A 21,444-nucleotide genomic window follows, 5' to 3' on the forward strand; every position below is an offset into this window, starting at 1 on the left:
ACAGCCATGGTTTTTGCTCCCATTACCCACCGCGTTACCTTTGCTCTGGTACTCTCAACCAGCACGGTTTACGCAGCCAGCGCCACCGAACAGCCCCAACCCAAACCCCAGCAGCACGCCAGAACCACTCCCCAACGGGCCGCTACCCCACCCGCAGCCCCCAGGCAGGCAAGTGGCAAGCTGGAGGAAATAACCGTCCGCTCCAACAAACGCGCGCAGGCCGCCAACAACACACCGGCTTCCATTGTTGCACTCAGTGGTAAAACCCTGCAAACAACCGGCGTGCGCGATGCCCTGACCCTTGCGCGCGATGTACCCGGCCTGATGGCCGAAACAACATCAGGCTCAGCCAATCCACGCTACAGATTGCGCGGCATTGGCACCAACGACTTTTCGGCCAACATGACAACGGCTGTCGGCGTTTCTGAGGATGATGTGTTCCTCGATAGTGGCGCATCGCAGGGCGTGCCGATTTATGACCTTGACCATGTGGAGGTTTTCCGTGGCCCACAGGGTACCTTGCAGGGCAAGAACACAACGGCGGGCATGGTCTCCTACTATACAAAAAAGCCGACCAACAAACTCGATGGTTACGTGCGCGGCACAGCAGGGAATTATGGCCTATGGGGGGAAGAAGGTGCTTTGGGGGGGCCACTGATCAAAGATAAGCTGATGGCCCGCTTTGCCATAGTCAACCGTGATTATGACGGACAGTACTACAATGGCACCCACAAAAACCCGACAGGGGGCTACCAGTATTACGATATGCGCGGGCAGATCCTTGCCAAACCGGTAGAAAATCTGTCCATCCTTGTCAAAGCCCATCTGGGGCGGAACAAGACCATGGTGCCCATTGACCATGTTGGTCTGCTGGATGGCGGCACGGATGCGCAGGGATATGCCCAGACCTCCGTACGCAACATTCAGAATAACGGACGCACGGATGCCACAACCCGGCGTTCCGGCCTGTCCGTTAATGCCAAATATGATTTTGCCAACGGGTGGAGTCTGGCCGATATTTTTGCGCTGGAATGGAACCACTTCAACGTTTTTTCTGATGATGATGCAAGCCCGGCCCCCATTGATTATCAGGAAAACATTGGGGGTGTTGCGCGTGTTTTAAGCAACGAATTCCGGGTCGTTTCTCCACAGAACAAAAAAATCCGTTATGTGGGCGGGGTGTATTACATGCGTAACCTCACACAGTCCTATAGCCAGCAGCCCCTTTATAGCCCCACGGATTTTGGAGTGGGGGGCAATGCCTCCAGCTTCAACATCAACACGCAGGACGCAGCGGTTTTTTCCGCCCTTTCCTTCGACCTTGCCCCACGCCTGACGCTGGACATTGGCGGGCGCTTTACCTCGGAGACCAGAAGCGCCAATGGCGAGGCATGGGCTTACAATACAGACCCATCCAACCCCTATTATACAGGGGACCGGGCTGTTACCTACATCAACACCAACACAAATACCTTTATAGACCCCACCACCGGGCAGGCCATGAGCGGCCCTCCGCTGCACAAGACTTTTAACAAGGATAGCGAGGACGCAAGCCTTAAATACCGCTTTGCTCCCGGTGTTATTGGCTACCTGCGTTATGCCCGCGGGTTCCGGACAGGCAATTACAACACTTACGTTGCCACCACATCCGACTTTAGCCTGTACAACCCCGAAGAGCTGACGGATTATGAAGGTGGGGTCAAAGCCCGCATCTGGGGTGGAAAAGCCCAGCTTAACCTGTCCGGTTTTCATTATGACTATAACAATATGCAGGTGACTATTCTGCAAAACACCGGCACCCACACCACCAATGCAGCACAGGCGGTCTCCAACGGTTTTGAATTTGAAGGGCAGATCCGCCCGCTCCCCAACCTGTTTGGCTCCTTTGGGGTTTCCTACCAGGATGCACACTACACCAATTTTAAAAACGCCAGTGCCCCTACGCCCTTTAACGGAGGGAACCCGGTCAACCTTTCTGGCCAGCCACTGGAGCGCGCGCCCCGCGTAACGGCCAATTTTTTACTCAGCTATAAAATCCCTGTCTCCTTTGGGGATTTTACGGTGCAGACAGACTGGCGCTACACAAGCCGCTATCGTTTTCAGGCATGGTCGGACGCACACGCCACAACCCCCGCTGCGTTTCTCGCATCCCCGCAGATGCAGGCTCTGGTGCGGCAGTCTTTTTCGCAAAATCCGGTTATTACGGGCAATGTGCGCGTTGCCTGGCACTCAGTGGACGAAAAAATGGAAGTGGCTTTCTGGCTGCATAACGTAACCAACCAGATGACTTACACCAACGCTTTTGGCGAATTTTTTAACCGTAATATCAGCCGCTATCCGGGGGACCTGCGAGCTTTTGGTTTTGAAGTCATGCGGTCCCTGTAATGGCACGGGCGCTGCACAACCGGGCCGGGCTTTATGTACTGGTAGCTATCAGCGCCGTGGACTGCGCCGCCCATAGCATGAACTCGCTTGGCCCATTTGCCGTGGGGGAACTGGTGCGCAACGGGCACCTGAGCATTATGCAGGCTGGATTATGGAGCTGCGTGGAAATGCTGGCCTACGCAACCGCCATGACCAGCATAGCCCCTTTATCCCCCAAGGTCCGTTTGCGCAGCCTTGCCCTGTCCGCCACAGTGGGTCTGGTCATTGCTCAGGCCGGGTCTGCCTTTGCCACAGGTATGGGGGCTTTGCTGCTCCTGCGCGTGTTGTCCGGTAGCAGTCTGGGGGCCTTGAATGCGGTGGTCAACATTGGCGCCAGCAGGCTGGGCAAGCCAGTGTTTGTGCTCTCTTTTGTTATGGTGGTGCAAACTGTTGTGTTTAGCATTGCCAGCATTTTTCTACCCCATGCAGCCACACTGGCGGGGCAAAAAGGGGTTTTTGCCGCACTGGCAGGTCTTGTGCTGCTCCTGCTCCCCGCCATGGTTTTTTTGCCCGATACGGCGGATGCCACTCCCGTATCCCCTCATCCACCCTCCGGCGGCTCCCCCACACCAGATGCCAGTTTATGGGCCCTACTGGCCGTACTGTTTTATACTGGCGGCAGTTTGGCCGTATGGCCTTTTACAGAACGGATCGGAGCCGCCGTTGGGTTGCAGACCACCTCTTTTGGTATTTTATCGGCCATAGCCAATATTGTAGGACTGGTGGTCTGCCTTGTAACGGCCCTGCGTAGCCACAGGCACAGCACAAGCCCGCTGCTGGTCCCCGCCATTGTGCTGATTGGTGGCGTGTGCGTGCTTCAGGCCTGCCCGCCCACCCGCCTGCTGTTCTGCACCGCGTTTATATTCAACTACGCCCTATGGTTTTTTATCTACCCCAGTCTTGTGGGGCTGGCCTGCCTTGTGGACCCATCCGGCAAACTGGCAGCCCGAGCAGGTGGCGCGTGGATGTTCTCCCAAGCGGCCACAACCCTGTTTGCCAGCGCCACCCAGAACGACGGGCTGTACCTGTGGACCGGCCTGTTCAGCCTTGTGCTGTGCATTTGCGCGGCCCTTTCCACACTCATGGCAACATACCAGAACCAGCAGGGGGTTGTTCCACCCGCTCCTGCCAGCCCCACCAAGGATGGGCCTCCTTTGCCAGAACGTGCCACGCTACCAGGTCAGCCAACCGAACCTGCATAACGCCCGGTCCCACCATAACAACCGGCAGAACAACTGGCGGGGCTGACTATACCCTCCGCCACATATCCGCACGCAGGGCATGGACAGCACGGCAGCCGGGTTCTATTTTCCGCCGGTGATGACCTCTTTACCCACCCCCATCCGTATCGGCATTGATTTTGGCACCACCAATAGTGTGATTGTCATTGCCCGGCCCGATCATACGATCCAGACCATCCTCTTCCCCACTCCCGAAGGAGGCAAGAGCGAAACCTGCCGCACATTGCTGGCCTTATGGCAGGAGGAGGAAGGAGGCAGGCGTATTGCCCAGCGTGCCGTGGGGGCTTACGCCATTGAAGCCCATATGGATGACCCGGCCGAAACGCGGCTGATCATGTCCATGAAGTCCTATCTGGCTCAGGCCAGCTTCCGCGAGACACAGGTGTTCGGCCAGCGCCTGTCGCTGGAAAGCCTGATTGCCACCTTCCTGCGCGAACTCATGACGCTTGGTGGTCTTTCCCCCGCACAGTGCCATGTTACGGTTGGGCGGCCTGTGCATTTTGTAGGGGACAATGCAGATGATGCACTGGGGGAAACCCGCCTGCGTGCAGCATTCGCCCAGGCAGGCTTTGCGGATGTGTCGGTCATGATGGAGCCAGAGGCCGCGGGCTGGCGCTTTATGCAACGGCTGAACCACCCCGCAACCGTACTGGTCGGAGACTTTGGTGGTGGCACCAGTGACTTTTCGGTTGTGCGGTTTGACCCAGCCAGCCCCAACGCCACGCAGCCACTCGGCCACGCAGGCGTTGGCCTGGCCGGAGACCAGTTTGACTTCCGCATTATTGACCATGTTGTTGCCCCTTATCTGGGGCGTGACTGCACATTCCGTATTATGGGGGGCGAACCACTGCCCGTGCCAATTGAGTGGTACCATGCCCTTGCCCGCTGGCACCGGCTCTCGCTCATGCGTACACCGCGTATTCTGAACGAAATAGCAGATGTGGCCCGCACTGCATCCGAACCGGACAAGCTGAAAAACCTGATCGAACTCATCCGCGAACAACGGGGGCAGGAACTTTACAACGCTGTTTCTGCGACCAAACGCGCCTTGTCCTCTCAGGCAACGGCGGATCTGTCATTCTCACAACCGGGGCTGGAGATTGCCACAACCATCTCGCGCATGGATTTTGAACGCTGGATTGCCCCCGATATTGCCCGACTGGGTGCGGGCATAGACGCAGCGTTAAGCGAAGCAGAACTTGAGCCAGCCCAGATTGACCGCGTTTTTCTAACAGGTGGCACGTCCTTTGTGCCCGCCGTGCGCAACCTGTTTACCAACCGCTTTGGGGAAGATCGCGTGGAACTGGGGGGAGAGTTTGTCTCCGTTGCCGAAGGGCTGGCACTCGCCGGGGCATAACACGCCCCATAGGCGCTGCATGGCCTTATGGGGCGGCTAACTGTGACATGTGTGGCGTGTGCACATACGGCGCACACGCCAGCCCAGAGCTTTTATGGCTGCCCTTCTACAATCGTTACGCGGTAGGTAGCACCCTTGTGCCGGTGCGCAGCAACCGCCTGATAGGCTGGGCTGTCGTACCATGTGCGTGCGGCCTGCATTGTGGGGAATTCAAGAATAACAATCCCCTCCGGCCCGTTACCTTCCAGCTTGTCCAACTGACCATACAGCGCCAGAAACTTTATTGGATGCCCTTCAAAGGTCGGAGCGACCGTGTTCATATACGTATCCAGCTCCGCACTGTCCTCAGTGCTCTCACGCGTAAAAACAACGTATGCGCTCATAATCTTCTACTCTCCTGATAAATTTGGATACAACAGCACTTCTGGGGGTATCCGGTATTAGGGCCGTCGTTCCAGATTTTCAGTCTATCCATCTCGGCAGAGGCCGCAACCCAGCTCACGATCATTTTTACACCGTATCATTTAAGCTGATGGTTACTATTAGATTTATTCGCTACAGCAAACGCCTTCAATACGATACCGTTACATAAACGAATTGGAGATAGCCTGTCTGTCATGGCGGTTTGCGTGGATATGAGGCCGAGCATCCCCCCTGCTCAACTTTACGGAACGGGCCGCATGTTTTGCATTACCGCTCCCATAAATCTGCATTGCCACACCCCTGACCGGGGGAAAGCTCTCAACCGCTCAGGCACCCAGCACTACCCTGCAACAGACGTTGCTCCCGCCCGTTTGGAGCATAACAAGATAAAGCCATGAGCATATTCCTGTTTTCCGTTATTCTGTTTGCTGCATTACTCCATGCGCTTTGGAATACTCTGGTTAAAAGTGCACCGGACAAGTTTTTAACCACAACGCTTGTTACCGCATCCGCCACATTACTGGCTGTGGTGCTTCTGCCTTTTCTGCCCGCGCCACTGGCTGCAAGCTGGCCGTATATTGTGCTCTCTGCCGTGTTGCAGGTTGTGTATTATACGCTTGTTGCGCGGGTGTACCACATTGTGGATATTGGGCAGGCCTACCCGATCATGCGCGGTGGAGCACCTTTGCTGGTTGCCGTACTCAACCTGTTTATCCAAAAAGAAGTTCTCCCCCCTGCGGCGTGGCTGGGTGTGTGTGTGATCTGTGTGGGCATTCTGTGCATGACCACCCTTCACTCCCGCTCGCAAAGATCGGGGGTTATACTCTCTTTGCTCATTGCGGCCATTATCGCCAGTTACACACTGGTTGATGGCATGGGGGTACGCCTCTCCCATGCCCCCGCTGCTTACACCTTATGGATTTTCCTGCTTACGGGCCTGCCGCTTCTGGGGTGGTCCGTGGTGCGGAACCCCGCCAGAATAGGGCGTTATGCGCTTAAAAACTGGTCTTATGGAATTATTGGTGGCGCCAGCACCATTGTCTCCTACGGTCTGGCCTTATGGGCCATGACATACGCCCCCATTGCCGTTGTTGCTGCCCTGCGGGAGACATCGATCCTGTTTGTCACGTTAATTTCTGTCTTCATCCTGCACGAGACAGTCAGCAGACGCCGCATCCTTGGCGCCTGTGTGATTGCAATGGGGGCCATGGTCCTGCGGTTAGCCTGACACACACCCTATAAGGAATACTGAAAGCTGGTATCATGATAACTTTCTTTATTCTCATAGGTAAAAATATTAATCATATCGATATCGATTCATTCGATCGTGCTGATCCAACAAGGAATATTGACAGACATGGCGCACCAGATCGTTCCCTCCCCCTCATTAGGCGCTGTTTTTCTGAGCAATAGCCGCGATCTTGATACCGCAGACATATGGGAAGCACGCAAAGACCTTTCCGCCAGTTTGCAAATGGCCGCCCGGCTGGGACTGGAAGAAGGCATATGCAACCATTTTTCCGCTGTGGTGCCCGGTCATGATGACCTGTTCCTTGTGAACCCCTATGGTCTGGCCTTTGCCGAGGTCACGCCCGAGCGGCTGCTGATCTGCGATTATGAAGGGCACGTTCTTGCGGGGGATGGTGTGCCAGAGGCCACCGCCTTTTACATTCATGCCCGTATTCACAAAAACTGCCCACGCGCACGTGCGGCCTTCCACACCCATATGCCTTACGCCACGGCACTCGCCATGACGGAAGGTGACCCACTTGTGTTTGCAGGGCAAACCGCGCTCAAATTCTATGGCCGTATTGCCGTAGATACGCATTTTAATGGCCTTGCACTCGATGTCGCGGAAGGGGACCGTATTGCCGCCGCCGCAGGGGATGCGGACATTGTGTTCATGCGCCACCACGGTGTTATGGTTCTGGCCCCCGACATAGCGCAGGCATGGGATGACCTGTATTATCTGGAACGGGCAGCGGAAGTACAATGCCTGGCCATGGCAACGGGGCGCAGGCTTGTGCCTGTTCCACCAGATGTGGCCGCCCACACAGCCCGGCAGATGCGCGAGGAAGATGGCCAGTCCGCCCGTATGCACCTTGCCTCCATACGGCGGCAGATCGGACTGTAACGGTCCGCCCGATAACCAGCCTCCACTTTACAGACCAAACAATAATGGAAAAAACACCATGACAACAAACACCACCGCCCCAGTCGCACTCGTAACCGGGGCTACGGCAGGCTTTGGCACCGCAATCACCCACAAGCTGGTCAAGGACGGTTACCGCGTTATTGCAACCGGGCGGCGCATGGAACGCCTGCAGGCCCTTGCCAACGAACTGGGCGAGGCCGTGCTGCCCCTGCAACTGGATGTGTCTGACAAATCCGCCGTGCGGGCATTACCCGCCAGCCTGCCTGCTGGCTGGCAGGAAGTGGACGTGCTGGTCAACAATGCCGGTCTGGCGCTTGGGCTGGAAAAAGCATGGGAAACCAATGTTGATGACTGGGAAACCATGATCGCCACCAACATTAGCGGCATTGTGGAAACAACCCGCGCCCTGCTGCCGGGCATGGTCAGTCGTAACCGTGGACACCTTATTTTTCTGGGCAGCACGGCTGGCCGCTACCCCTACCCCGGCTCCAACGTATATGGTGCCAGCAAGGCATTTGTGGACCGCTTTACACAAAACCTGCGGAGCGACCTTTTGGGCAAATCCATTAGGGTGACCAATGTTGCTCCCGGCCTGTGCGGTGGCAGCGAGTTCAGCCTTGTGCGCCTGAAAGATGAGAACAAGGCAGACGCCGTGTATGAGAACACCTCCCCCCTTACCCCGGAGGACATCGCCAACACGGTTTCATGGATTGTGGGCTGCCCCGCCCATATGAATGTGAACTATATTGAAATGATGCCAACATGCCAGGCTGCCGCAGGTCTGGCTGTTGACCGCACAATGGGCTGAATACCGCCCCGGCAGGCGGCTTCTGCCAGCCTGCCCTACCTCCCCCCTGCCTTGGTGGGGGAGAGCGCTGCCAGTGTTGCTCAGGTATTTATGGGAACATCCGCAGTTTGTAAGGTCTGGGCAATACAGGCATACAGCGCATCGGTCAGGATCCCTGTTTTATGGGAGGCATGGTGGCACGCCATGGCCAGTTTGGGCAGAGATGGCAGCCCGGTCCGTAACGAAATAATTTGAAGATCATCCGGCACTGCGCTGCTGATCATGGCCGCCATGGCCAGCCCCGAACGCAGGATTCCCATAAGCGCGCATGTGTTTTCGGTCATGTACTGGATGTGGTACGAAATATTCTGCTGGCTTAGCACCCGAATGGCGGCCTCATGCTCGCGTGCTGTACTTTCCGAAATTGCCAGAGGAATAGGACGATCAAGAGAAACCTGAAAATCCGGAGCGGCCACCCAGACCAGCTTTTCCTTTTTCAGGCAGGCCATATGGCTTTCGTAATAATAGCTGCATAAAATAATATCGAGCTGGTTGTTCTTGTAAAGTTCCAGTAACCGGGGCGAAGGGGCACAGGTAATATTGAGCCTGACTGTTGGATGTGTCTGGGCATACAGCCTGAGCACATTGGGCAGAATGGACAGCCCAAAATCATCCGGGCAGCCAAAGCTGACCTCCCCCGTAATATCCTGATCCGTTACATCCAGCAAAGCGCGGTCATGCAGTTGCAGCAGGTTGCGGGCATAGACCATAAACCGCTGCCCTTTGGCCGTAGGCATAACTCCGCGGCCATTACGGATAAGAAGAGAGCACCCGGTAATCTTCTCAAGTTTCTGTATTTGCATACTTAATGCGGACTGGGTGCGTCCAATATATTCTGCCGCCACACTGAATGACCCGAAGTCTACCACAGCGCAAAATGACCGTACAACATCGATGTCAAGATTGTAACGCATCCGAATCAAAAATCCTTATCGTCTATATCTAAATTATTCATTTCTATCTTGGGTGTCTATTTGTTATTTTGATTCCGGAACGATGTTGTCGTGAAAGGAATCAGAATGAGCCCAGCCAGCCAGAAAGACCTTGATACGGCTGCACGGGCCACATTGAAGACTCGCCACATGAGCATGATCGCCATGGGGGGCGTTATTGGGGCGGGGCTGTTTGTAAGCACCTCCTCAACCATTCATATCGCCGGTCCTGCCATCCTTGTTGCCTATCTGGTGGATGGCCTGCTGGTGTTCCTGCTGATGAGAATGCTTGGCGAGCTCTCCCTTAACGGGAGCGCAAAGGGGAACTTTGTTCACCATATCCGCCGGGTTTTTGGTCCGTTCATGGCTTTTATGGTCGGGTGGTCCTACTGGCTTTACTGGATTGTAACCGCAACCGTGGAGGCCGTGGCCGCATCGGCCATTCTGGCGCCCATCACGCATTTGTCACCCGTTGCGGTCGTCATGATCTGCGTTGTGGTCATGACCCTGACCAACCTTATTTCGGTCAGGAGCTTTGGCGAGGCCGAATTCTGGCTCTCGTGTATCAAAATCACCACCATTATTGCCTTTATGGTGGTGGGCACCATTTTTCTTGTTGTTGGCTATCGCGGAACATCCATTGCACATTTGTGGCAGCACGGCGGGTTCTCGCCCAATGGCTGGCGCGATGTGGCTGCTATTCTTCCTGCGGTGATGTTCACATTCGCCGGTGCTGAAATTGCAACCGTAGCCGCCTGCGAAACAGATGATCCCGCCCGTTCCGTTACGGTCGCGGTCAAAACCGTGGCATTGCGTATTCTGGTTTTTTATGTGGGTGGTCTGTTCTTTGTCCTGTGCATGTTGCAGTGGGACAAGATCGACCTCAACAGCTCTCCGTTCCTGCAATCCCTCGGGCATATCGGCATTAACGGTCTGACTGGTACCATGACGGTTGTTGTGTGTTCAGCCGTTCTGTCCTCCCTGAACTCCTCCATTTACGTTACATCGCGCGTACTGGCGGATCTTTCGGTTCATGGGGAGGGACCGTCACAATGGCGGAAGCACTGGCGGGGCGTGCCTGTTGCCGCCGTGCTGGCAGGGGGGGCAAGCACCCTGCTTTTTTCCGTGATTGCTGTCGGTTTTAACAGCAGCTTTCTCTACTTTCTTATCAATGCGTCTGGTGCGGTCCTGCTGTTCAACTATCTGGTTATCGCACTTGCACACATACGCCAGCGCAATGCCCTGCAACAGAAAGGTCGCAAGATCTCCCTGCATGTCTGGCTTTTTCCCTATCTTTCCTGGTCTGTCGTGGCGGCGGTGCTGCTTATCTTTATCATGATGGCCCTCTCCCCCTCCACCCGTGTGCAAATCCTGTGCAGCATGGCCACCCTTGCAGTGCTTGCACTGTTTGGCATCTGCAACCTCAGGCTGCGGCACAGGCAGACTCAGTCCTCCCTTCCACCGGCACAGGCTCAGGGCATCCCGCCAGAGCACGCTATATAAGGATTGGCATATGAGCACAAAATCCATAGTGATGCGTGGTCTTTTAATCACGACAGCACTGTTCCCAGCCAGTGCATGGGCCGCCACCAAAGAGGCAGCCCACACGCACAAACGGCTTGGAACGGTCAGCCACCCCGCCACGGCTACGCCTACGACCAAACCTGCTCTTGCGGTCAAGCACAAACCGCGCTCATCAGCCAGCCTGCAAGCAAAGGGGGAGGAGTTGTCGGTTTCCACCCGCCGCCGTGTGCGCGGGACCGAAGTGGTTGTCGGCAGAGCCCTGCTGGAAAAGCAGGTACCCGGCACCAACCCGCTCAAGGCCCTTGCGCAAATGCCCGGCGTTGCCTTCCAGTCGGATGACCCGCAGGGTGTGGATACCTACTCGGTCAACCTGTATATGCACGGCTTCTCCCAAAGTGAAATCGGGATGACGCTGGACGGTATGCCTTTGGGTGAACCTGTTTACCGTAACTACAACGGCCTTAACCCTGTTGCCGCCATTTCCTCCGAAAACGTGGAACGTCTGGATGTTACGCAAAGTGCTGGTGCGGAATCCGTTGCCAGCACCAACAACCTTGGTGGGTCCATTAACTACGTCAGCCGCACACCCTCTGCCAAAAGAGGCGGTACATTGCTGCAAACATTTGGCAGCAACAACATGTGGCATACGTTTGCCCGGTTTGACAGCGGCGAGCTGAACAGCTCCGGCACCAAGTTCTTTACGTCCTACATGCGCAACGAAACCGATAAGTGGAAGGGCGGTAGCGACCAGTTCATGCAGCAGGTCAACGCCAAGCTGGTCCAGCCTATTGGCCAGCAAAGCAAATTCAGCGCCTTTTTTGACTGGGATAACCTGCAACAGACCAACTATCAGGACTATTCGCCCTATTGGCTGAAGCATAACGGGCCAATGATTGACAACTTCATTGGCACCAAAAACGGCTGGCGCAATGCCTATAACTACGCCATAGGCAAAAATCTGCCCAGCAACATTTACGATGCCCGTGACTCCTCGTACTACGATAGCACGAGCATGGAATACGATCTGTTTGGCGGTATGTCCTCCGATCTGGTTCTGGCGGACAAACTACATTGGAAAACAACCGTTTACGGGCATGACCAGACCGTTCGCGGCACATATACCAACCCCTATGGCTGCGGTAGCAACTACAATATTGCCGACCCCACCTACACCAGTTCCGATGCCCAGTACTGCACAAACGACCGGGTCAGCCTGAACGGCAACCCCATGTTTGAACAGACCAAACGCCCCAAAATCCACCGTTATGGCATTCTGTCCAGCGTTGAATACAACATTGCCCATAACGACCTGTCCGCCGGTGTATGGTACGAAAACAACAAATACATTTCCAACCAGTATGCCTATGCTGTTCCCTTCCCCAATGAAGGCAGCATGTGGGACCAGTACGGCACGCCGCCCACACAGGGCCGTATGCTGTGGGGCCAGACCTACAACACCAATACATTTACAGCCTTCTTCAGCGACACCTACCACCCGGTCAGCAACGTGGCGCTGCACTTTGGCTTTAAATCCATGCTCAACACATCCCGCGTGCAGGAAAACGGTAACTGGGAGCCCTATACGGGCGTAAGCGCCATTACCGGGGGCGAAAGTCTGACAACGGCTTACGCCTTCCTGCCGCATATCAGCGGGGACTGGCACTTCCTCAAACATCATGAACTGTTCTTTGATGTTTCTGAGAATGCCCATGCCTATTCGGAATCCGGGTACAACCTGACCGCGTCTGCCATGGCTGTCTCTCAGGCAGCTTATGACTCGGTTAAAAGCACCCTGCGCCCCGAAACAGCCTGGAACTACGCGGTAGGTTACCGTTATATGGACCACCTGCTGCAAGGCAGCGTGTACCTGTACCACACGGACTTCCATAACCGTCTGCAACAGATTGTAACCGGCGGCACGCTCAGCAACCTGCTCGCCACGGTGCAGAACGTTGGCGGTGTGACCATGAATGGTGTGGATGCGGGCGTAACGCTCACACCCGTAACCGGTCTGGCGATCAGCGGCAGCATCAGCTACAACCACGCCACCTACAACAACAACATGACCAGCCAGGGCACTCTTTACCATACCGCTGGCAAGCAGGTCGTGGACTACCCACAGCTTATGTACAAGCTGCGCGCATCCTACGCATGGCGCAAGGCAGAGGTTTTTGTGGACTCCTCCTTCATGGGGCAGCGCAACTACTCCTACACGGGCGACTACAAGCTCCCCAGCTACTGGCTGACCAACGCGGGCCTGCGGTATGACCTTGGCAACATCGGCCAGTACCATAAAGGTCTGGATTTTATGAAACACGCTGTTGTTTCTTTTAACGTTTACAACATTGCCAACGTCAAATACGCTGCAACTGTTGGGCAGAACGGCTTTCTCATGAGCGACCCACAGGGCCAGAACCAGTCCATCCTGCTTGGTGCCCCCCGGCAGTTCTTTGGTTCAATCCAGATCGACTTCTAGGAACGGCAACAACAATGCTTACGAACACAGACAAGACTTTGGACCACGCAGTACAGGCAGACAGGCAGCATGTCTGGCACCACCTGACACAGCATAAACCCTTTGAAACCCAGAACCCCTCCATTATGGTGGAGGGTAAGGGAATGCGCCTGTGGGACGCCAACGGCACCGAGTATCTGGATGCCGTATCGGGCGGGGTGTGGACGGTTAACGTTGGGTACGGGCGGGCAAGCATTGCCAATGCCGTGTGCGAGCAGCTAACCCGGCTGAACTACTATGCAGGCAGCGGGGGCACTATTCCCGCTGCACTGTTTGCCGAAAAACTGCTGGAAAAAATGCCCGGCCTCAGCCGCGTCTATTATTCCAACTCCGGTTCGGAGGCGAATGAAAAAGTCTATAAAATGGTGCGCCAGATTTCCGCGCAGCATTATAACGGAAAAAAGTCAAAAATCCTTTACCGGGAAAGAGACTATCATGGCACAACCATTGCGGCCCTGTCCGCCTGCGGGCAAGCACAGCGCATGGATGGGTATGGCCCGTTCCTTGATGGCTTTGTAGCCGTTCCCGACTGTCTGGAATACCGCCGCACAGACACATCCCCCGAAAGCTTTGCCGAAATTTCGGTCAAGGCCATAGAAAATGTGATCCTGCGTGAAGGGCCGGAAACCATTGGTCTGCTGTGCCTGGAACCCATTACTGCGGGTGGTGGGGTTATTGTTCCCCCCGATGGCTACTGGCCACGGGTTATGGACCTATGCCGCAAATACGATATTCTTTTGCATATTGATGAAGTGGTTTGTGGTTTTGGCCGTACGGGGGAATGGTTTGGCTACCAGAATTATGGTGTACAGCCCGACTTTGTAACAATGGCCAAAGGGGTTGCATCGGGCTATGCAGCGATTTCGTGCACCGTCACCACGGAAGCCGTTTTTGAAAAGTTCAAGGCATTCCCCGATGATCCGATGAATGCATTCCGCGATATTTCCACCTTTGGAGGGTGCACAGCAGGCCCCGCCGCTGCCATAGAAAACCTTGCCATTCTGGAACGCGAAAACCTGCTGGAGAACACACGCCAGATGGGGGCCTATCTGGAGCAGAAGCTGCTGGCATTCAAGGACAAGTACGCCATGGTGGGCGATGTCCGTGGTAAGGGTCTGTTCTGGGGTGTGGAACTGGTACAGGACCGCATGAGTGACAAAACCCCCGTTTCGGAAAAAGTAATTGGGGCTATTGTGGGCCACTGCCGCAGCCAGGGTGTGCTTATTGGCGCAACCAACAGAAGTCTGCCGGGCTATAACAACACACTGTGCCTTAGCCCTGCGCTTATTGCCACCACCCACGACCTTGACCGCATTACCTCCGCGATCGACAAAGCCTTGGAAACAGTCGCTTAAGACCGCGACAATACCTTATTGACCAGAACAGCCTTAAGGGCAGGAACAGACCTTGTTCCTGCCCTTAATGTTTTAACCTCCGTGCAGGTTAAAGGGGCAGAAGCCCACAGTCCTTGACTTCCTTCATTACAAAAAAGGTACGGGCCTGCCGCACACCCGGCAGGGCAATAAGCTGCTCGGCATGTAGGTTGTTAAAATCCTGCATATCCCGAACGCGTATTTTTAAAAGATAATCAAAATCCCCCGCGACCAGATAACAGTCCAGCACCATGGGCATGGATTGAATAGCCTGCTCAAATACCGAAAAACTTTCCGGTGTTGAGCGGTCCAGCACTACGGCAACCTGCACAACTGTTCCCATGCCCACTTTTTCGGGCTCCAGCCGGGCATGGACGCTTTTTATATACCCTTCATCAAACAAACGCTGCGTGCGCCGGTAACATGTTGCTGCACTCACATTAATCTGCTGCGCCAGATCCGCATTGGTCAGGCGTCCATCCGCCTGTAACAGACGCAGAATCGCATGGTCGATACGGTCGAGAATCTGTGTGAATTTTTCTTTCATATTTTTATCTCAAAATGGATTATTCGTTCTTTTATATCTTAATTTAACTAAAATATAGTCACAATACCTAAAAATATGAAAGCACATTTCTCAAAATTCAAGATACACAAAATAATCGTCTTGGACGCACAGGAACCGCACAATGAAACTTGATGCTTTTGAACGCTACCCTCTCACCTTTGGGCCTACGCCCATTGAATTTCTGCCGCGCCTGAGTGCTGCGCTGGGCGGAAAAGTGGAGATTTACGCCAAACGGGAGGATTGTAATTCCGGCCTTGCCATGGGCGGCAACAAGCTCCGCAAGCTCGAATACATTGTGCCAGATGCCATACAGGCCGGGGCGGACACGCTTGTTTCCATCGGGGGGGTGCAGTCCAACCATACCCGCATGGTTGCTGCCACGGCAGCAAAACTCGGCATGAAATGCGTTGTTGTGCAGGAAAGCTGGGTCCCCCACCACGATGCCGTGTATGACCGGGTTGGCAATATTCTGATGACCCGCCTTATGGGGGCAGATTCCCGGCTGGTGGACGAAGGGTTTGATATTGGCATTCGCCAGAGTTGGGAAAATGCCATTCAATCGGTCTGGGATGCAGGGGGCGTACCCTATGCCATTCCGGCGGGGGCATCGGTCCATAAATTTGGCGGTCTGGGGTATGTGGCTTTTGCACAGGAAGTTGCCGAACAGGAAAAAGAACTTGGTTTTACGTTTGATTACATCATTGTCTGTGTTGTAACCGGCTCTACCCAGGCCGGGATGATTGTTGGCTTTGCAGATCAGGACCGGGCACACCGCGTTATTGGCATTGATGCCTCAGCCACCCCCGAGCAAACCCGTACGCAGGTCAGGCAGATTGTGGACAACACCGCCAGTCTAGTAGAACTTGGCCGCCCCGTGCGCGAGGATGAAATTGTTATTCTGGAAGACTACGCCTACCCCGCTTATGGCGTACCATCAGATGAGACAAATGATGCCATTCGTCTGGCTGCCCAGACGGAAGCCATGATCACAGACCCGGTGTATGAGGGAAAATCCATGCAGGGACTGATTGATTTAACCAAAAAAGGGTTTTTCCCCGAAGGGTCAAAAGTACTTTACGTGCATCTGGGTGGCACCCCCGCCATTAACGGGTACAGCTATTACTACCGGAACGGTTAAAAGCTACAAACGCCACGCGCACAAATACCGTGGGGAATACTTAAAACAAGCGTTCCCCACGCCTGTTTTTGCACCATAGGGTTGCAATACGTGTACGCCAGCGTGCGACCAGCAGGTAAAGTGCCGGGGTTGCCAGCATGGTTTGGGCCTGACTGACCAGCAAACCGCCAATCAGCGCAATACCAAGGGGGCGGCGCAATTCCATGCCATAGCCCCCCATAAGCACCAGTGGCAGAGCGCCAAGTGCTGCGGCAAAAGTGGTCATGACTATGGGGCGCAGGCGCAACAGGCAGGCGCTACGCATGGCGTTGCGGGCTGTCATGCCCTGTTCGCGCTCTGCATAAATAGCAAAATCTACTAGAATAATTGCATTTTTAAGCGAAATACCACTCAGTAACAACATGGCCACCACCGCCATGCCAGAGAATGGCAGACCAGACATATCCAGCGCCATTACGGCCCCAATCCCCGCAGAAGGCAGGGTGGAAAGAATGGTCAGCGGGTGCCACAGACTTTCGTATAACATGCCCAAGGTAATCCACACGGTGGCAAGTGCGGCAATAATCAGCAGTTCACTCTCATACGTATTTTTGCCCAGATCCCCCTCATCGCTCTGTAACTGGCCATTCAGGGTGCGCGGCATATGGAGCCTGCGCCACTCCTGATCAATAACCATCTGTGCCTGAGACAGGCTGACCCGTGGCGCCAGCTCCAGCGCCAGAGAGGCCGAGCTGGCATAGCCAAGATGCGTGACCGCCACCGGGTCAAGGCTTGGAGTTATCCGTGCCACAACGGATAAGGGAACCAGCGCTTCCGCCCCCGTAGCCACAGCAGCACCGGTTGACGCGTGCGCACCCCCCGCCAGTGCATTGGCAATCTGGTTCCTGAAAGCCGCAGCACCGCCAGATAAGGTTGCCTCCCCCACCGTGCTCCCCCGCACACGAATGGTATTGGACGCGGCACTGCCAGAGGCGGCACCACCAGACGGGCTGACCCAGAACTGCTGCAACACCTCCGGATCGCGCTGGAAGCGTTTTTCCACAGTCAGCACTACATTATATTGCCCATGCGCCGTATAAACCACGGAGGCGGTTGTCTGCCCCAACGCATCCGACAGGGCATTGCCAATAACCTGAGGTGTAACCCCAACACGTGCAGCACGATCACGGTCAATGGTCAGGGTTATGCCCTGCCCCGGCGGGTCAACATCGGGGTTAACATCCGTAAATTCGCGGTGGTGGCTCAGGGCCTGCGCCAGTTTGCGTATGGCTGGCCCAAGCAGGCGGTCATCCTCACTCCGCAGGACGTAGCTGACACCACTGCTGTTTGCACCCACACGCATCATCAGGTTCCCCGGTGCCTGCGCGTGGTATTCGGCATGACTATCCCGCCCCATCCGGGCCACAACACGCCCCGCAACCTCCGCCGCCGTAGCCCGGCCGGTAGACAGGTCGCGCAGTGTTGCAAACACCATACCGTGGCTGGCCCCCTCCGCCGTGTCCATGTAAGCGACCACGTGGCTTACGGCGGGGTCTGCCAGCAACACGCGGCTAAAATGCTCCAGCCGCGCCTTGGTCTGTGCCAACGTGCTGCCACTCCCGCGTGAACCGCCCGTAACAATGCCCGTATCCTGCCGTGGAAAAATAATTTTGGGCATACGCACAAACAGCACACCCGTTGCCAGCAGAGTTAACGGCAACAGCAGGGCCGTTTTGGCTGGGTGGGTCAGGCAAACATCCAATATGCGGCAATACAGGGATTTTTTTTGCCGTGTGCAGACCGCCACCTGCGGCTCGCCACCGCCAGATGCACCAGCCAGTGCAACGCGCATACACACTGCTGTCAGGCAGGGGGTGGCCACGCAGGACAACACCAGCGAGACCACAATGGCAATACCAACCGTGCCCGCAAATTCTCCGAACAGCCGCCCCGTCAACCCCGATGCCAGCCCAATGGGCAAAAACACCGCCAGCACGGAAATGGTGATGGAGAGCAACGTAAATGCGACCTCACTTGCCCCGGTAATCGCGGCCTGCTCCACCGACAGGCCGCGCTCACGCAGGCGGATAATGTTTTCGATCACCACAATGGCGTCATCCACCACCAGCCCGCTGACAACCGTAAGCGCCATGAGCGAGAGGTTATCCAGCCCAAACCCTGCAAGGTGCATGGGCCCCAGACTTGCAATAAGGCAGCACGGCACAATAATGGCCGCCGCAACAGATGCCGTCCATGACCGCAGGAACACCCAGACCACCGCCAGCGCCAGCACACAGCAGGCCAGCAACGTAACCAGCGTATGGTGCAAGGAGGAGCGGATAACTGCCGAACCATCCCGCGCGACCGCAATATCTGCCCCCGGCGGCATAAATGTGCGGAGCTGTGGCAGACGAGCTTTGACCGCATCAACAATGCCCACCAGATTAGCCCCCGGCTGGGCGCGGACCATCAGCGTCAGGGCTGGTTGCGCATCAAAAAAAGCCGCGGCATTCTCATCCTGCATACTATCGGTCACAACCGCCACATCGCGCAGGTGGATGGGCCGTCCATTTTTGTAGGCGATAACCAGCCCCCGGTAAGCATCTGCTCGTTCAGCCTGATCGTTCACCGCAAGCTGGTAACGCCGCCCCCCCATATCAATGACCCCTTTGGGGGTATGGGCATTGGCCGAGGCAAGGGCGGCCCGCACATTCTCAAACCCCATACCGTATTTAAAAAACAGCAGCGGGTTCATCTCTACCCGCACGGCGGGGGTGGAACTGCCCATAAGCGTGACATCCCCTACACCGGGGACCTGCAAAAGCATGGGGCGTAACGTGGTGTTGACCAGATCATACAGGTGGGACAGCGCATGTTGCCCCGGCGTCACCGCCACAATCAGCACTGGGGTCGCGTTGGGGTTGGCGCGGTGGTAGGTCGGGTCGGAACCCGGCGTGGTCGGCAGGTCGCGCCGGGCGGCACGGATCGCGGCCTCCACATCCCGCGCAGCGCCATTGAGGTTTTTCCCCAGTGCAAACCCCAGCATAATGGACACCTGCCCCCGCGTGGAAACAGAGACCATCTGGTTCACACCCGCTATATTGCCCAGATGCCGCTCCAGCGGGGCCGCAACCGTGCGGGCCATAACCTCGGGCGATCCCCCGGCGTTGGTGGCGGAGACCGAAATAACCGGCAGGTCAACATCGGGCAGGTCAGAGACCGGCAGATGGGGCAGCGCCATAAGCCCGGACAGCACGGCGGAGACCAGCAGCAGCGTTGTCGCCACCGGGCGATGGACAAACCATGCAATAAATTTCAAAGGGGGTCCCGTCCCTGCGGGAAGGCTCTACTGATTAGACGATCGGCAACGGATTTTTTTCACCCATTGCAGAAAAAAAATGGAACGGCCCTTAACGGGCTTCCCTCTCCTGCCCGGCAGACGGGGTTACGGTAATGGATGCCCCCTGCACGGCCAGCCCACGTTCGGCAGCAACACGGCGGAGCAAAATGGCTACTTCGGGCGCATCGCAGGCTATTTTGCGGCCTGTACCAGCCTCCACAAAGGTAATGGCCAATGCAGTTTTGCGCTCGGGGGCCACATGGTAGTGCCACAGCCGGTCGGGAGAAACATCGCGCCGCAGAATATGCCGCTCGACCAGCAGGTTCAGATTACGCTGGATGGACCCCTGCGAAGGCGCATGTCCATCGGTCATGGTGCCCAGTATCTGCCAGATTTCCACCGCCGTTGCCCCCGGCCCCGCCTCCAGAATGCCATGCAGCAGCACCTGCCGCAGATCGGTCATTTTTATTCCCGCTTCCTCGCAGCGAACCTCCAGCTGGCGGACCTGCCTGCTGCTTGCTCCCATACCGGGGCGGATCTGGTGGAGAGCAGGCGGAGAGCGACGGTGTTCGGAATAAGCAAGCATGGCAATGATCCTGTCACGATCTGGGAAAAAAAGGGGCCGAAAAAGCTCAGTTTCCACCGGAATGGATGTAAAATTCGACCGGCACGGTCAGGGTAATGGGGTCCCCCTGTACTGTGTCGGGCGGAACGGGGAGTGGTTGGGCACGTCTGGGCAGGGCCACGGCCTCCTGATCCAGCAGGGCATGGCCCGAACTGCTGGCCAGTGTGACTGAAAGCACATGCCCTTTGCGGTCCATGGAGAAGGTCACAGTTGGCACACCTTCCTGATGTTCAGCCATGGCATCGGACGGGTAACGCTTGAACTTTTCCAACTGTGCCAGCAAAGCGCCCTGCCATGTTAGCGGGTCGTGCGATGCTTTGGCCGAAGATGCACCGGGAGCCGGAGCCGCCTGTGCTGGAGCCGGTGGCGCTTCGGACGATGGAGGGGCTGTTGTCTCGTCCGCCGGTGGCGTTTTGTCGGGCGTGGGTTTTTTAAGCATTGGCACAGGCTTATGCTTTTTAACCAGCTTGCGCGGCTTTTCCGGTTTGGGCACAGGCACTGGCGGGTTGGGCGCCGGAGAAGGCGGGGCCGTAATTTTGGGCGGCTCCATTGGTGCCGGGTCAGGGATGGACTGGGTCTGCTGTGGCCCCGGCGGCACATCGGTCGGTGGCGTAGGCGTAGAAACAGGTTCGGGCGCCATATCGATGGCAATGGCCGCAGGCGGGGGTTCGGGCACGGCCACGGGCGGGGCTGGCAGGCGCATGACCCACCACACAGCGCCCCCCGTTACAGCCAGCACGGCAAGGAAGGACAACCCCCAACGCAACGCATCCTCACGCCGGGTGCGGCGCAGGTAAGTCTGCTGCCAGTCAGCGAAGGAAAGGGAAAGCCCTCCGGCGGGCCCATCCACGCCCTGCTCCGTATCTGCCATGCCAGTCACGGCGTACCCCCGGATGGAGCACTGGGCGGCACAGCGGATGTGGCACTGGGTGCCGCAACGGGTACTGGGCCTGGTGTATTGTTGGCAGCGCTTTCGCTCCCCTGCTCCTGCCCCTGAAGGTTG

The 21,444-nt window shown here is 56.3% G+C and carries 16 protein-coding genes; 10 read left to right on the forward strand and 6 right to left on the reverse strand.

Annotation, left to right across the window (positions count from 1 at the left end):
• Positions 1-6: 6 nt before the first annotated feature.
• The 3 genes from Absy_RS09055 (at position 7) to Absy_RS09065 (ending at position 5,022) form a co-directional block, all read left to right on the forward strand.
• Positions 7-2,385, forward strand: a complete 2,379-nt coding sequence (locus tag Absy_RS09055) for a TonB-dependent receptor (RefSeq protein ID WP_084597047.1) — start codon at positions 7-9, stop codon at positions 2,383-2,385.
• A complete protein-coding gene (locus Absy_RS09060; protein WP_048854419.1) occupies positions 2,385-3,626 on the forward strand; it encodes an MFS transporter in 1,242 nt (413 codons plus the stop codon). The genes Absy_RS09055 and Absy_RS09060 overlap by 1 nt, the downstream gene beginning before the upstream one ends.
• A gap of 79 nt (positions 3,627-3,705) precedes the next feature.
• Positions 3,706-5,022, forward strand: coding sequence for an Hsp70 family protein (locus tag Absy_RS09065; protein WP_048854420.1), 1,317 nt, complete (start codon positions 3,706-3,708; stop codon positions 5,020-5,022).
• Positions 5,023-5,114: 92 nt separating this feature from the next.
• On the opposite strand, the gene Absy_RS09070 is transcribed toward Absy_RS09065, so the two are convergent.
• Positions 5,115-5,405 (reverse strand): DUF1330 domain-containing protein, encoded by a 291-nt coding sequence (locus Absy_RS09070; RefSeq protein ID WP_048854421.1) that lies wholly within the window; start codon positions 5,403-5,405, stop codon positions 5,115-5,117.
• Positions 5,406-5,839: 434 nt separating this feature from the next.
• Between Absy_RS09070 and Absy_RS09075 the strand changes: the two genes are divergently transcribed.
• The 3 genes from Absy_RS09075 to Absy_RS09085 all read left to right on the forward strand — a co-directional run bounded on the left by Absy_RS09075 (position 5,840) and on the right by Absy_RS09085 (position 8,408).
• Positions 5,840-6,673 (forward strand): DMT family transporter, encoded by an 834-nt coding sequence (locus tag Absy_RS09075; RefSeq protein WP_048854422.1) that lies wholly within the window; start codon positions 5,840-5,842, stop codon positions 6,671-6,673.
• A 129-nt stretch (positions 6,674-6,802) separates the two neighbouring features.
• Complete coding sequence (locus Absy_RS09080) at positions 6,803-7,579, forward strand: aldolase (protein WP_048854423.1); 777 nt, start codon at positions 6,803-6,805, stop codon at positions 7,577-7,579.
• 58 nt (positions 7,580-7,637) lie between these two features.
• A complete protein-coding gene (locus Absy_RS09085) occupies positions 7,638-8,408 on the forward strand; it encodes an SDR family NAD(P)-dependent oxidoreductase (RefSeq protein ID WP_048854424.1) in 771 nt (256 codons plus the stop codon).
• An 80-nt stretch (positions 8,409-8,488) separates the two neighbouring features.
• Here Absy_RS09085 and Absy_RS09090 read toward each other — a convergent pair whose 3' ends face one another.
• Positions 8,489-9,361 carry a LysR substrate-binding domain-containing protein gene (locus tag Absy_RS09090; RefSeq protein ID WP_048854425.1) on the reverse strand — a complete coding sequence of 291 codons (873 nt, stop codon included), beginning with the start codon at positions 9,359-9,361 and terminating at the stop codon, positions 8,489-8,491.
• Between the two features lie 105 nt (positions 9,362-9,466).
• On the opposite strand from Absy_RS09090, the gene Absy_RS09095 reads away from it, so the two are divergent.
• Genes Absy_RS09095 through Absy_RS09105 form a run of 3 tightly spaced genes read left to right on the forward strand, consistent with a single transcriptional unit; the run spans position 9,467 to position 14,773 of the window.
• Complete coding sequence (locus Absy_RS09095) at positions 9,467-10,882, forward strand: amino acid permease (protein WP_048854426.1); 1,416 nt, start codon at positions 9,467-9,469, stop codon at positions 10,880-10,882.
• Positions 10,883-10,892: 10 nt separating this feature from the next.
• Positions 10,893-13,379, forward strand: a complete 2,487-nt coding sequence (locus Absy_RS09100) for a TonB-dependent receptor (RefSeq protein ID WP_084597049.1) — start codon at positions 10,893-10,895, stop codon at positions 13,377-13,379.
• A gap of 14 nt (positions 13,380-13,393) precedes the next feature.
• Positions 13,394-14,773 carry an aminotransferase family protein gene (locus Absy_RS09105; RefSeq protein WP_048854428.1) on the forward strand — a complete coding sequence of 460 codons (1,380 nt, stop codon included), beginning with the start codon at positions 13,394-13,396 and terminating at the stop codon, positions 14,771-14,773.
• Positions 14,774-14,861: 88 nt separating this feature from the next.
• Here the strand turns inward: Absy_RS09105 and Absy_RS09110 are convergent, their stop codons facing one another.
• Complete coding sequence (locus tag Absy_RS09110; RefSeq protein WP_048854429.1) at positions 14,862-15,338, reverse strand: Lrp/AsnC family transcriptional regulator; 477 nt, start codon at positions 15,336-15,338, stop codon at positions 14,862-14,864.
• Positions 15,339-15,480: 142 nt separating this feature from the next.
• On the opposite strand from Absy_RS09110, the gene Absy_RS09115 reads away from it, so the two are divergent.
• Positions 15,481-16,497 (forward strand): 1-aminocyclopropane-1-carboxylate deaminase, encoded by a 1,017-nt coding sequence (locus Absy_RS09115; RefSeq protein WP_048854430.1) that lies wholly within the window; start codon positions 15,481-15,483, stop codon positions 16,495-16,497.
• Positions 16,498-16,537: 40 nt separating this feature from the next.
• Here the strand turns inward: Absy_RS09115 and Absy_RS09120 are convergent, their stop codons facing one another.
• The 3 genes from Absy_RS09120 to Absy_RS09130 form a co-directional block, all read right to left on the reverse strand.
• Complete coding sequence (locus Absy_RS09120) at positions 16,538-19,795, reverse strand: efflux RND transporter permease subunit (RefSeq protein ID WP_048854431.1); 3,258 nt, start codon at positions 19,793-19,795, stop codon at positions 16,538-16,540.
• Between the two features lie 91 nt (positions 19,796-19,886).
• Positions 19,887-20,402, reverse strand: a complete 516-nt coding sequence (locus Absy_RS09125) for a Fur family transcriptional regulator (RefSeq protein WP_048854432.1) — start codon at positions 20,400-20,402, stop codon at positions 19,887-19,889.
• Between the two features lie 46 nt (positions 20,403-20,448).
• Positions 20,449-21,321 carry an energy transducer TonB family protein gene (locus Absy_RS09130; RefSeq protein ID WP_084597051.1) on the reverse strand — a complete coding sequence of 291 codons (873 nt, stop codon included), beginning with the start codon at positions 21,319-21,321 and terminating at the stop codon, positions 20,449-20,451.
• Positions 21,322-21,444: the final 123 nt, after the last annotated feature.

The sequence above is a fragment of the Acetobacter syzygii genome, assembly GCF_000964225.1.
In the GTDB taxonomy this organism is placed as follows: Bacteria; Pseudomonadota; Alphaproteobacteria; order Acetobacterales; family Acetobacteraceae; genus Acetobacter; species Acetobacter syzygii.

Excerpts from the sequence above, each read along its gene's own strand:
- Absy_RS09055 (WP_084597047.1), top strand. The coding sequence starts at position 7 with ATGGTTTTTGCTCCCATTACCCACCGCGTTACCTTTGCTCTGGTACTC.
- Absy_RS09060 (WP_048854419.1), top strand. The coding sequence starts at position 2,385 with ATGGCACGGGCGCTGCACAACCGGGCCGGGCTTTATGTACTGGTAGCT.
- Absy_RS09065 (WP_048854420.1), top strand. The coding sequence starts at position 3,706 with ATGGACAGCACGGCAGCCGGGTTCTATTTTCCGCCGGTGATGACCTCT.
- Absy_RS09070 (WP_048854421.1), bottom strand. The coding sequence starts at position 5,405 with ATGAGCGCATACGTTGTTTTTACGCGTGAGAGCACTGAGGACAGTGCG.
- Absy_RS09075 (WP_048854422.1), top strand. The coding sequence starts at position 5,840 with ATGAGCATATTCCTGTTTTCCGTTATTCTGTTTGCTGCATTACTCCAT.
- Absy_RS09080 (WP_048854423.1), top strand. The coding sequence starts at position 6,803 with ATGGCGCACCAGATCGTTCCCTCCCCCTCATTAGGCGCTGTTTTTCTG.
- Absy_RS09085 (WP_048854424.1), top strand. The coding sequence starts at position 7,638 with ATGACAACAAACACCACCGCCCCAGTCGCACTCGTAACCGGGGCTACG.
- Absy_RS09090 (WP_048854425.1), bottom strand. The coding sequence starts at position 9,361 with ATGCGTTACAATCTTGACATCGATGTTGTACGGTCATTTTGCGCTGTG.
- Absy_RS09095 (WP_048854426.1), top strand. The coding sequence starts at position 9,467 with ATGAGCCCAGCCAGCCAGAAAGACCTTGATACGGCTGCACGGGCCACA.
- Absy_RS09100 (WP_084597049.1), top strand. The coding sequence starts at position 10,893 with ATGAGCACAAAATCCATAGTGATGCGTGGTCTTTTAATCACGACAGCA.
- Absy_RS09105 (WP_048854428.1), top strand. The coding sequence starts at position 13,394 with ATGCTTACGAACACAGACAAGACTTTGGACCACGCAGTACAGGCAGAC.
- Absy_RS09110 (WP_048854429.1), bottom strand. The coding sequence starts at position 15,338 with ATGAAAGAAAAATTCACACAGATTCTCGACCGTATCGACCATGCGATT.
- Absy_RS09115 (WP_048854430.1), top strand. The coding sequence starts at position 15,481 with ATGAAACTTGATGCTTTTGAACGCTACCCTCTCACCTTTGGGCCTACG.
- Absy_RS09125 (WP_048854432.1), bottom strand. The coding sequence starts at position 20,402 with ATGCTTGCTTATTCCGAACACCGTCGCTCTCCGCCTGCTCTCCACCAG.